Raw genomic sequence first — 12715 nt, forward strand, 5'->3', positions numbered from 1 at the left:
TAGTGCGCCTGGCGGCGCACGTTTCTTAAGGGTGCAAGTCCCAAATCCGCCCGGTAGTGGGAAGGACATAGCCGAAGGCAAGGGTGTCCATCGCGAGGTGGAATCTGAAGGAAGCCGGATGTGGGGAACCTACTAACCCACGGGCAAACCTCTGGTCTGACGGACAGAAATCGCATATAAGGCTGTACACGAGGGTAAATCTGCTAGACAAGATGAAGCCCGATAACTACACGGAATCATGTGCAGTAAATGCGGCAGATAGATGGAGGGAAAGAAATGTGTGGTACCCAGGGATGTCTGTACGGTACGCTCTGAAAAGAGTAACCGTTATCGAAAGATAACGATGAACGTGCAGAAGTCAGCAGAAGTCATATTAGCTGAAAGTTTTTTTTCAGTGAAGGACTGAATCAATAGGAGTCTTTAGTACGACTGGGAAAGGAGGAATGGGCAGGATGGGTGCAGAAAACAAGGAAAGCTGCTCGCAAAGAGATAGCGCGGAACGCAAAGGGTATGTGAGAGCGCACCGTTCATTCAACCGGATATGGAAGGAAAGGGACAGTGCAGAGCCTGACATCTTAGGTAAGATACTGGATAAGGATAACCTGAACAGGGCTTACAAAAGAGTAAAGGCAAACAAAGGAGCGCCGGGGGTGGACGGAATGACCATAGAAGCGGCGTTACCATGGCTAAAGGAACATAACCACGAACTGGTGGGGAGAATCAGGAAAGGGAAATATACCCCCTCTCCCGTCAGAAGGATGGAGATTCCAAAGCCGGACGGAGGTGTAAGAAAGTTAGGAATACCTACCGTCATAGACCGAACCATTCAACAGGCAATGACGCAGCAGCTCACACCAATCTATGAGCCACTGTTCTCGGACAATAGTTTTGGCTATCGACCGGGCCGGGGAGCAAAAGACGCAATTCGGAGAATTAAGGAGTACATAGAGCAGGGATATACCCAAGCAGTGGTATTAGACCTGTCGAAGTATTTTGACACGCTGAACCACACCATACTGCTCAATCTACTAAGGAAAGAAATCAAAGATGAGCGGGTAATACAGATGGTAAAGCGGTATCTGAAAAGCGGCGTTATGGAAAACGGTGTAGTAACGGAAACGGAAGAAGGCTCTCCCCAGGGAGGAAATCTCTCCCCGCTTTTAGCGAATGTGTATCTGAATGAGTTTGACTGGGAGTTTCAACACAGAGGTGTGCCGTGCATCCGCTATGCAGACGACATCGTGCTGTTAGCGAAAAGTGAACGGGCAGCCAAGAGATTGTTGGAGAGCAGCACGAAATATCTGGAAGGAACACTGAAACTGAAAGTGAACCGCGAAAAGAGCCGGACGGTCGGCGTGTTTGCAATCCGAAATTTTAAGTACCTTGGCTTTTGTTTTGGGAAGAACGGGAAAGGAATCTATATCCGTGTCCATGGAAAAGCATGGAAGAAAGCTAAGGAGAAACTACGCAGGCTCACTTCCCGGAGCAAGTGTGGAAGCATCATCAAAACCATGGAGAGGATAAAAGTCTACATGAGAGGATGGCTGAACTACTACGGAATAGCAGATATGAAGAACAACATGGAAAGATTGAACGGATGGCTGTACCGCCGGATACGGATGTGTATCTGGAAGCAATGGAAGCTGCCACGAACCCGGAAGCGAAAGCTGATGGGCTTAGGGCTGCCGGAATGGGTGGCCTGCGAGGGAGCATACAGCCGAAAATCCTACTGGCGGATGTCGAGAAACGGTGTGCTGCAAAGAGCCTTAACAAAACAAAGACTGATAGGATGGGGATTCTATGATTTAACCACAGCCTACCAGTCCCTGCATGTCAACTATTGAAACCGCCGTGTACCGAACGGTACGCACGGTGGTGTGAGAGGACGGGAGCTAATCACTCCCTCCTACTCGATTTTATCGGCTTCCGTCCGTCCCGTCTGCGTCATTTTGAACTATTGACAAATTTCTTGATTTGCTATATTATATAACAGTGATATATAACAATGTTATAAAAAAGGTAGTGAAAACATGAGCGAAACGGAACAAACAACATTACACCTAATTCTTTCGGCGGCAATGCAGGAATTTCTTGAGAAGGGTTATAAATCTGCTTCATTGCGAAATATTGTCAAAACAGCGGGTGTGACAACAGGGGCGTTCTACGGCTACTACAACAGCAAAGAGGACTTGTTTGAAGCACTGGTAGGAGAACATTACAATTTTTTACTGGAACGATTTTGTAAGGCACAAAAAGAATTTGCGGAAATTCCTCCAGAGGAACAACCCGACAATCTTTCCTCTACTTCCGGCGGGTGCATGTATGACATGCTCTTATATGCCTATGAACACTTGAATGAATTTAAGCTCATACTTTGCTGTTCAGAGGGAACACGTTTTTCAAAACTGATTGATGAAATGGTGGAAATAGAAACAAAAGGAACACATGATTATTTAGCAGTTCTTGAAAAGTTAGGCAGACCTGCCCCACCCATTGATGAGCGGTTAGAGCATATCTTGATTACAGGAATGTTTAATACATTTTTTGAGCTGATTATCCATGAAATGCCGCTTGAAGAAGCAAAGCACTATTTGAAAGAAATGAGAGCTTTCTATACCGCAGGATGGATGAAAATTATGGGGCAATAAAAACAAATAAATTCGTTAGGGCAATCTGCCCCATCATTCATGATAATGGAAAGTGTATGCTTTCCATTATATTTGATGCATGGGTTAGTTTTGGCTAACTTATCGGGTATACAATCAACCGAAATACGGATATTCGAGGGCAGATATTTAGTCCTCATATCATAAAAAATTTTCAAGGAGGTTTTTTCAATGAAAAAACAGTCTAATCTATCAAGACTGATGGGCTATGCCGGAGGGCATAGGATATTGACCTATCTTTCTTGGGTATTGTCCGTAATGAGTGCGCTGTTAGCTCTTGTGCCTTTTTGGTATATATGGCGTATCATTCACGACATACTGGAAGTTTCCCCGGATTTCGTGGAAGCGGGGAATGTTACAGGCTACGGCTGGTCTGCGGTTTTGTTTGCGGTTATCTCCATTGTTGTTTATATAGCCGCTTTGATGTGTTCGCACATGAGTGCGTTCCGGGTTGCCGCAAATATCCGAAAAGAGCTTATGCGCCATATTACAGCGCTGCCGCTTGGTGTGACAGAAAAATATGGAAGCGGAAAACTGCGGAGAATTGTGAACAGTTCCAGTGCTGCTACGGAAACCTATCTTGCACACAGGCTGCCCGATAAAGCGGGGGCGATTGCCACACCCATAGGGCTGCTTTTCCTGCTGCTTGCCTTTGACTGGCGATTAGGGCTTTTAAGCCTTGTTCCCGTTGTGCTTGGTTTTCTGATTATGATGAAAATGACAGGAAAAGACATGGAAAAGCGTATGGAACAATATCAAAATGCGCTTGCTGATATGTCAAATGAAGCAGTTGAATATGTGCGGGGCGTACCCGTAGTAAAGACTTTCGGACAGACAATTTTTTCTTTCAAACGTTTCAAAAGCGCGATTGATAATTATGAAACATGGGTAATTGCATATACAAAGGGGCTGCGTCTGCCTATGATGTTCTATACAACGGCAATTAACGGCGTATTCGCATTTCTGATTGCCGGAGGGATTCTCTTTACAAGGGGCGGCGCAACAAATGAACTTCTGTTAAACCTTATTTTCTATATTGTGATTACGCCCGTCATTGGTACGACACTCACAAAAATTATGTTTATGAGCGAGGACGCAATGATTGTAGGCGACGCAATAGGCAGGATTGATGAAGTGCTGAACGAAAAGCCTTTGTCTGAAAGCAGCGAAAATAATATTCCCAAAGACAATGGGATTACATTGGAACACGTTAGTTACAGTTACGACGGTGAGAAAAACGCACTCAATGATGTATCTCTTTCCATAAAGCCGGGACAGACAGTTGCATTGGTAGGCGCGTCCGGCAGCGGCAAGACAACGCTTGCAAATATTGTCACAAGATTTTTTGACCCGCAAAAAGGGCGCATACGGATAGGGAATATTGACATACGTGATATTCCGAAAGAAACATTGATGGATAAGGTGTCCTTTGTATTTCAAAATAGCCGCCTTATCAAAGCGTCCATACTGGAAAATGTCCGTATGGCAAAGCCTAATGCTGCACGCGAAGAAATCACCCATGCACTGGAAGCTGCACAGTGCCTGGATATTATCGAAAAATTGCCACACGGCATAGATACAGTTGTCGGGACAAAAGGCGTGTACCTGTCCGGCGGTGAACAGCAAAGAATCGCCATTGCCCGCGCAATTTTAAAAAATGCGCCTATTCTGATTCTTGATGAAGCGACCGCGTTTGCCGACCCCGACAATGAAGTGCGCGTACAACAGGCTTTGTCTGCGCTTTCAAAGGGAAAAACAGTTATTATGGTTGCACACAGGCTGTCGTCAATCACAGACGCAGATTGCATTTATGTGCTGCAGGACGGTCAGATTGCTGAAAGCGGCACACATAGTCAGTTGATTGAGAAAAACGGTATATTTACAAAAATGTGGCAGGACTATTCCGAAGCAGCAGAATGGAAGATTGCAAAGGAGGTAAACGCATGATTAAGATACTGCAAAGACGTTTTGCGTTGTCAAGACAAGGGGCTGTCGATTTGATAAAAGGATGTATTGCCTGCGTTGTACAGGATATATCCTTTATGCTCCCTGTTGGGCTGCTCTATTACTTTGTTATTGATACCATGAATGGGAACGTGAATGGAAGCCGCATTGTTTTTTACGCGGTTGGTACTTTCGCTTGCCTTGCACTTATATTTATTGCGACTTGGTTTCAATATAATGCCACTTACTTAGCGACTTATGTGGAAAGCGGGGTAAGGCGAATATCCTTAGCAGAACAGCTGCGCAAAATTCCGTTGTCTTTTTTTGGCAAGAAAGACCTTGCGGATTTAACAAATTCTATTATGGGGGATTGCGCGACACTGGAAACTGCATTTTCCCATTATGTGCCCGCATTGGCAGGCTCCCTTATTTCTACCACATTGATTGCAGTTTGCCTTTTTGCTTACGACTGGCGAATGGCACTTGCGGCGGTTTGGGTTTTGCCGATTGCATTTACAATCACATTCTTTTCAGCCCGCATACAGGAATATTTTAATCGTAAATCCGTAGCGGCAAATGTTGCGCTTGAAAGCGGCGTACAGGAGTGTATTGAAAATCTGCAGGACTTAAAGGCGAACAATGCGGAAGAAAGTTATCTGAAAGGGCTTAATAAAAAAATTGACTATGTAGAAAAACGGCACATTATAACAGAGCTTGGGACTGCCCTCTTTGTTGTTTCCTCTACGCTGATATTAAAATTTGGGATTGCTACAGTTGCGCTTGTAGGTTCTGCGCTGCTGATTCGCGGGGAGATTGATATTCCGCTGTTTTTTATGTTTTTGCTTGTAGCTTCAAGGCTGTATGCTCCGCTTGAAGGGGCATTGCAAAATCTTGCAGCGGTAATCTCTACCAAAACGAATATAAACCGCATGAATGAAATTCTTGACCAACCGATTCAGACAGGAAGTAATGCAATGACAAATCAAGGGTATGACATTGTATTTGACCATGTAGGATTTGCCTATAATACGGGGGAAACTATATTGAAAGATGTTTCCTTTACGGCTAAACAAGGAGAAGTTACTGCATTAGTCGGACCGTCCGGCGGCGGAAAGACTACGGTATCACGTCTTGCTGCCCGGTTCTGGGATATAAACAAAGGAAAAATCACTGTCGGCGGTATGGATATATCACAAATAGAGCCGGAAACCTTACTATCCCTGTATTCTATTGTGTTTCAGGATGTGACGCTGTTTAACAACACAATCATGGAGAATATCAGAATCGGCAGAAAGGACGCGACCGACGAAGAAGTGATTGCGGCGGCAAAACTTGCAAATTGTGAAGAGTTTGCGGAAAAACTCCCGGACGGTTATAACAGTATGATTGGTGAAAATGGCTGCGAACTGTCCGGCGGGGAAAGGCAGCGAATTTCAATCGCCCGCGCTTTCCTTAAAAATTCCCCTATCATCTTACTTGATGAAGCAACAGCAAGCCTTGATGTGGAAAACGAAACATTGATACAGACTGCTTTATCAAGACTGATAAAGGATAAGACCGTACTTGTGATCGCCCACCGTATGCGTACCGTAAGCGGCGCGGATAAAGTAGTTGTGCTTTCAGACGGTTCTGTTGCCGAACAGGGAACGCCGGAAAAATTGATGAATGCAGGCGGGATTTACCCGCATATGGTAAAGCTGCAAATGATTAGCAGGGATTGGGGCATTTAGCATGAATACTGAATGGATAATATGCCCCATATACCAAAGTAAAACAAATGAATCTATCAGTTATCACAGAGCCAGACGCTAAGGCGCAGAGCCGATAATACGCAAAATTAAAATGCGGTTATTGGCTCTTTTATTTTGGAATAAAATAGAATTCGCGAAATTTACATGGCCTTTTATGAAACAGATCAAGAAGGTTTCCGAAAAAGACTATTGCTATCACGTAAGCGTGATAGAGTATGCTCTTTATACGGAGAAAGGAAAGGCCGTAGTGAAGAAAACGAGTGAAATAAGTAAAATTGCCGGGGTGAGTAAACGGACATTACAGTATTATGACGATGAGGGAATGATTCAGGTAAAACGTTCAGAAAATAACTACCGTTTATATGACGAAAGGGCATTAGAAACTCTGTGGAAGATTATGCTATATAAGGAAACGGGAATGGAACTGAAAGAAATTAAAAAAGTATTATCCATGTCGGAGGGGGAGAAGAAAGAATTTTACAAAAAGTACGTTGAAAAAATTGAAAATCAGATTCAGGTATTAGAGGAGAAGAAAAGATTTATATTGCTGATTATGATAAAAGGATTGCCGCCGGTACCAGAGGAGGGCTCCGATGTCACTTACAAATCGGAAATTGCCAAACTAAGAAATGAATATGCCGGCGACATTGCAGGAAGTATCCGGGAATAAAGAAAGTTTCAAATTTGAATAGAAACTGCCGGGGAGAAAAACAGCAATTCTTCAGACAACTAAAATGAAAATTTTATGGAAGACAGGGAGGATAAAAAGATGTCAGAGAAACCAAATATGACAGTATGCAAAAACTGCGGCGCTCAAATAGCGAAAAATGCAAAAGTCTGCCCATCATGCGGAGCAAAGAACAATAAGCCGTTTTATAAGAGAGTATGGTTTATTCTGTTAATTGTTATTCTGGTAATTGGAACAATTTATTCAATCGGAAGAAATAAAAAGGAAAAATTTGACTGGAACGAAGTGGAACTTTGTGAGCGGTTACCGAAGCCCAAATCAAATGCGGGAACAATTTTCAGTAACGACGTTGACAGATTGAGTATGCAGGTAGAAAAAACCTCTAAGAGTGATTATAAAGCATACATAGAAGAATGCGAATCCATGGGATACACGGTTGAGAGCGGAAAAGACGGAGACCGGTATGAGGCTTTTGACAAAGAAGGATACGCGTTGTCTTTGATTTATATCGCCGAAACTATGCAGATTGAACTGGATGCACCGATAGAAATGGGGACTTTAAACTGGCCAAAGAGCGAAATTGCAGAATTACTGCCGATGCCGGAATCTACAGTCGGAAAGGTTTCGACGGATACGGCCGACGGTTGCTATATTTATGTTGGAGAAACCTCTGTGGATGATTTTAATGCCTATGCAGATGAATGTTCTGATTACGGTTTTTCCGTTGACTATGAAAGGGGAGATAAGTTTTATAATGCAAAAGACGAAAATGGAAATCAACTTTCGTTAACTTATCAGGGAAATCATGTAATGGTTATCCAGCTTGGAAAATCGGATGAAGCTGAAGCAGCAGATACAGAAGATTCTGCTTCTTCAGAAGCACAGCCGGCAAAACCCACAGAAACCCCGGGCGAAGATACGGAATTAACAGAAGGTATGCGTCCCGAGTTTAAGAAAGCAATGGATAGTTATGAAGCATTTATGAATGAATATTGTGATTTTATGAAAAAGTATGCAGAATCTGACGGGACGGATCCGGGTTTACTGGCTGATTATGCGGATTATATGAGCAGATATGCAGATGTTGTGAGAGATTTTGAAGCCTGGGATAACGGAGAATTGAATACAGCAGAAACCATCTATTATGCGGATGTTCAAACCCGTGTCAGTAAAAGATTTCTGGAAGCAGGTCTGAAATAATATTGACAGGAGCAATAAAAAATAAATAAACCTGCCTTGTACTTAGCGGTCAGGCAGCCAATTCAGAGACAGTTTTGATTCTGTGAGTCAATGCTGTCTCTGCTTTTTTTGTGAAGTGTACAGATCGGAAAATCTGTAAATTGAAAATCAGAATAAGAAATTCTAAGATAGTATTGCAAGAGAATGGAGGAAGAAACATGAATGAGGTTAAGAAACCCAAAAAACCGCTAATTTATTATTACTGTATTGTGGCCGTCTGCCTGTTGTTTTTTAACGCCCTGGCCATGCCCTGGCTTTTAGAGTACCGAACCAGGACAGTAGATTACAATACATTTATATCTATGACAGATGAGAAGAATATCGATCAGGTAAGTATCAGCAGTCAGGACAACACAATTACCTTTACGGATAAAGAGGGAAACATTTATAAAACCGCCATGGTGGAAGATCAGGAACTGACCCAGAGACTTTATAAGGCGGGAGCCTCTTTTTCGGGGAAAGAAATCCGTCAGACTTCGCCCCTTCTGAGCTTTCTGCTGACATGGGTTCTGCCGGTGCTTATTTTTGTGGGAATCGGTCAGTATATGTCGAAGAAGATGATGGAGAAGGCAGGCGGTAAGAATTCCATGATGTTCGGCATGGGAAAGAGTAATGCAAAGGTCTATGTGAAGTCCTCAAAAGGAATTAAATTCGACGATGTGGCAGGAGAGGACGAGGCAAAAGAGAATCTGGCTGAAATTGTGGAATATCTCCATGATCCGAAAAGATATAAAGAGATCGGCGCATCTATGCCCAAAGGAATTCTGCTTGTGGGACCTCCTGGGACCGGAAAAACGATGCTGGCAAAGGCTGTGGCAGGAGAAGCAGAGGTTCCGTTTTTCTCCATGTCCGGTTCCGAATTCGTGGAAATGTTTGTGGGAATGGGTGCTTCTAAAGTGAGGGACTTGTTTAAACAGGCAAAAGAAAAAGCGCCGTGTATCGTATTCATTGATGAGATTGATGCAATCGGAAAGAAGAGAGACGGACAGATCGGAGGAAATGATGAACGGGAGCAGACTCTGAATCAGCTTCTTACAGAAATGGACGGATTTGAGGAAAATAACGGAGTTATCATCCTTGCGGCTACGAACCGTCCGGAATCTCTGGATCCGGCTCTTTTGCGGCCGGGCCGCTTCGACAGAAGAGTTCCGGTGGAACTGCCGGATTTGAAAGGCCGGGAGGCAATTTTAAAAGTACATGCAAAAAAGATTAAAGTGGCGGATAACGTAGATTACAATAAAATAGCCCGAATGGCATCGGGAGCTTCCGGAGCGGAGCTTGCAAATATTGTAAACGAAGGGGCTCTGCGGGCAGTCCGTGAACACCGTGCTTTTGTGACCCAGAGCGATCTGGAGGAGAGCATAGAAGTGGTCATCGCCGGATACCAGAAGAAAAATGCAATTCTTACCGATAAAGAGAAACTGATTGTATCCTACCATGAAGTGGGGCATGCGCTGGTAGCGGCCCGGCAGACCAATTCCGCTCCGGTACAGAAGATTACCATTGTCCCCAGAACCTCAGGAGCTCTTGGCTATACCATGCAGGTAGACGAAGGAAACCACTATCTGATGAGTAAGGAGGAAATGGAGAATAAAATCGCAACCTATACAGGAGGACGGGCTGCCGAAGAGATTGTATTCGGCTCCGTTACCACAGGAGCTTCCAACGATATTGAACAGGCCACTAAACTTGCCCGGGCAATGATTACCCGTTATGGAATGTGCAGTGATTTTGACATGGTAGCTTTGGAAGTGCAGACAAACCAGTATCTGGGAGGTGACGCTTCTTTAGCATGTTCGGCGGAAACCCAGAAGATAATCGACGAAAAAGTGGTGGAACTGGTACGCAGGCAGCATGAGAAAGCAGCCCAGATTCTTCTGGAGAACCGGGAGAAGCTGGATGAAATTTCCCAGTATCTGTATCAGAGAGAGACGATTACCGGAGAGGAATTTATGAAAATTCTGAATTCCTGAGAAAGAACCGTCTCCTACAGGATGCTTTCTAATAAGCGGTGCTGGCAGGCGGCAAGTTCTTCCTTGGGTATTTTATAATTACTCTTAATCCAGCGCAGGGTTGAGGTGGCCAGTCCTCCGATAAAGAAAGAAATTACGACTTCGGGAGGGCCGGGAAGAACCAGTCCGTCTGTCTCTCGCTCTTTTAAAAGTGAAACAAAGTGTTTTTCAAAAGACGTATACAAAATATCCAAGGTTTCCCGTTCCGGCTCAGAAGCGAATGTATTAAAGAAAAAACGATTTTCCTGCTGAATGAACTCAAGAATTACAGTTAAGAATTCTTCCGGGGAATGTGTTTCAGTCAGGGCATCTATCTCCTCTTTTTTGGCCTCCAGGCAGCAGGCAAGAAGGTGGTATTTATCTTCAAAATTCGCGTAAAAGGCCGAACGGCTGACCAGGGCAGCTTCACACAATTCATTGACGGAAATTTTCTGGAATGGTTTTTTATGAAGAAGCTGTTCCAGAGTTTCCATTAAAACGGTTTTAGCAGATACTTTTCGGTTATTTTTCATTTATGCATTCTCTCCTTTTCTGTTATCAGAGTAATCCATATGGAGGCAGAATGCAAGAGCTAAAAAAGAAGGGAAAACAGATGAATATTTTATTTACCATTGACAGGGGATATGTGAAACGTTTGGCGAAATGTATACAGTCTATTATCCGATTCCCATCCGAAGACGGATATGATATTTATATTATGCACTCTGATTTGGAATCCGGCGATGAAACCTACTTGCGCCGTGAGACAGAAAACACAGATGTGAGAATCCACTTCGTGGGTATAAACATAGAAGAAACAGATTTTCCTGAAAGCGACAGATATCCGTTACAGATTTATTACCGGATATTTGCCTCTTTTTTTCTTCCTCAGAATCTGGAAAAAATCATATACCTGGACGCAGATACCATTGTGATAAATCCCTTAAATGAACTTTGGAAGATGGAGTTTAACGGGAATTATTTTCTGGCCTGTACCCATATCCGAAAAGTCTTAAATAAAATTAACCGGATCCGGCTGGGCATAAAAGAGGAGCGCCCCTATATTAACAGCGGTGTTATGCTGATGAATTTAACAGAATTGAGGAAACGTCAGAGTTATTCTGAAATGAAAGAATATGTGAAGAAATACAGGAAAGTCCTGACCCTGCCGGATCAGGACATTATTACTGCATTATACGGGGATAAAATCGGACTGCTGGATACGATGGTTTATAACCTGAGCGACCGGATGCTCGCAATCTATAATGGGGATATGGGACATAAAAAAAGAGATATAGACTGGGTCAGAGAACATACGGTTGTCATCCATTATTACGGAAAACAAAAGCCCTGGAACAAAAACTACCGCGGGGTTCTGGATGTTTTCTATAAAGAACTTTAGGTCAGTTTACAAGGAACTACACGCAGACCGTGAAACGGGCTGCTGACAACAAACGGCGCTATGCTCCCGGCTGGGTGCATAGCACCTGTTTGTTGCGGGGGTTTCCAAAGGGGGCAGCGCCCCATTTGGCACACGACTTTGCGGAGCAAAGTGTAGTGTGTTATACGCTCTGTCGGCGTTGCCCTGAAAATACCGTTGCCGCCGGGGAGGGCAAGGGCATTTGACGCGGCAGGAAAGCAGGGCTTTGTTTGGGGCTGGTAAGCCGGAAACAAAGGGCTGATTTCAGCAGCAGACAGGGCGTATTATGAAAGCCCCCGTCCCTCGTCCTCCGCCCCCGGCCTATGGGACAAAAAGTCCCAAAGCTCTGGACACCGTGACCAGATGTGTGGCCACACTCCGGGAAAAGTAGCAGGACGGCAGGAAACCGTCAAGGCTGAAATGAATGGGCTGACGCCCGGCCTTGACCGTTCCCCGCCGCCCCGCTGGATGGGTGGACAAGGTGGCCAATCCCTAAAAGTGTTTGGCCGCACTCGTTCATTTTGGGGCCTTTCTTCTCCCAAAATTGAAATGGGCGGGAAAGCCCTAAAATGGCTTTCCCGCCTTGATTACCCATTAGCAAAGACGGGCGAGACTGTCAACGGCGGCGCTGAAAGCGCCGTTCATCTTGACCGTTGACTGGCTCGCCTGGCTTTGCTACTGCCCGTAAGAGATGGAAAAACAAGATGGAAAACAAGGTTAAAAATGGTTGACAAGTCTATCGGATGTGTGTTATACTGTGCGACAGTTTGAGATTGGAAGGAGGCTTACGTGTGTTAATTTGTGTACGCTAATAAGCAATAAAAAGTAGAAGTACCTTTCCACATGATGGTGGGCTTTTTTTGCGTGCGTATGCAAAGGAACACGTAGGTTTGACACGAGCAGTCTTTGAACTGTATCGTGGTGTTTTTTCGTGCTTTGTTGTTATGCAGGCGTCTGCCCTCTCTGTGGGACAACGCCTGCTTTTTATTGCAGAAACAAAGGAACAATGCAATAAA

General features: G+C 44.3%; 9 protein-coding genes. 8 read left to right on the forward strand and 1 reads right to left on the reverse strand.

Features of this window, described 5'->3' with window-relative positions; genetic code table 11:
• Positions 1-452 precede the first annotated feature (452 nt).
• The 7 genes from ltrA (at position 453) to ftsH (ending at position 10261) form a co-directional block, all read left to right on the forward strand.
• Positions 453-1844, forward strand: a complete 1392-nt coding sequence (gene ltrA, locus B5F53_RS02165) for a group II intron reverse transcriptase/maturase (protein ID WP_087219103.1) — start codon at positions 453-455, stop codon at positions 1842-1844.
• 186 nt (positions 1845-2030) lie between these two features.
• Positions 2031-2648, forward strand: coding sequence for a TetR/AcrR family transcriptional regulator (locus tag B5F53_RS02170; protein ID WP_087219106.1), 618 nt, complete (start codon positions 2031-2033; stop codon positions 2646-2648).
• 189 nt (positions 2649-2837) lie between these two features.
• On the forward strand, positions 2838-4613 hold the full coding sequence (locus tag B5F53_RS02175) for an ABC transporter ATP-binding protein (RefSeq protein WP_087219109.1): 1776 nt from the start codon (positions 2838-2840) through the stop codon (positions 4611-4613).
• Complete coding sequence (locus tag B5F53_RS02180) at positions 4610-6340, forward strand: ABC transporter ATP-binding protein (RefSeq protein ID WP_087219112.1); 1731 nt, start codon at positions 4610-4612, stop codon at positions 6338-6340. The genes B5F53_RS02175 and B5F53_RS02180 overlap by 4 nt, the downstream gene beginning before the upstream one ends.
• Positions 6341-6515: 175 nt before the next feature.
• Entirely contained in the window at positions 6516-7031 is a 516-nt protein-coding gene (locus B5F53_RS02185) for a MerR family transcriptional regulator (RefSeq protein WP_162610510.1), read from the forward strand.
• A 99-nt stretch (positions 7032-7130) separates the two neighbouring features.
• Complete coding sequence (locus tag B5F53_RS02190) at positions 7131-8249, forward strand: zinc ribbon domain-containing protein (protein ID WP_087219118.1); 1119 nt, start codon at positions 7131-7133, stop codon at positions 8247-8249.
• Positions 8250-8446: 197 nt separating this feature from the next.
• Positions 8447-10261, forward strand: a complete 1815-nt coding sequence (gene ftsH / locus B5F53_RS02195) for an ATP-dependent zinc metalloprotease FtsH (protein ID WP_087219121.1) — start codon at positions 8447-8449, stop codon at positions 10259-10261.
• A 14-nt stretch (positions 10262-10275) separates the two neighbouring features.
• Here ftsH and B5F53_RS02200 read toward each other — a convergent pair whose 3' ends face one another.
• Positions 10276-10812 carry a TetR/AcrR family transcriptional regulator gene (locus B5F53_RS02200; protein ID WP_087219124.1) on the reverse strand — a complete coding sequence of 179 codons (537 nt, stop codon included), beginning with the start codon at positions 10810-10812 and terminating at the stop codon, positions 10276-10278.
• 50 nt (positions 10813-10862) lie between these two features.
• Here B5F53_RS02200 and B5F53_RS02205 point away from each other — a divergent pair, with 50 nt between their 5' ends.
• On the forward strand, positions 10863-11681 hold the full coding sequence (locus B5F53_RS02205; RefSeq protein WP_242970211.1) for a glycosyltransferase family 8 protein: 819 nt from the start codon (positions 10863-10865) through the stop codon (positions 11679-11681).
• The last annotated feature ends 1034 nt before the right edge of the window (positions 11682-12715 follow it).

This window comes from Blautia sp. An249 (genome assembly GCF_002159835.1).
GTDB lineage: Bacteria > Bacillota > Clostridia > Lachnospirales > Lachnospiraceae > Blautia_A > Blautia_A avistercoris.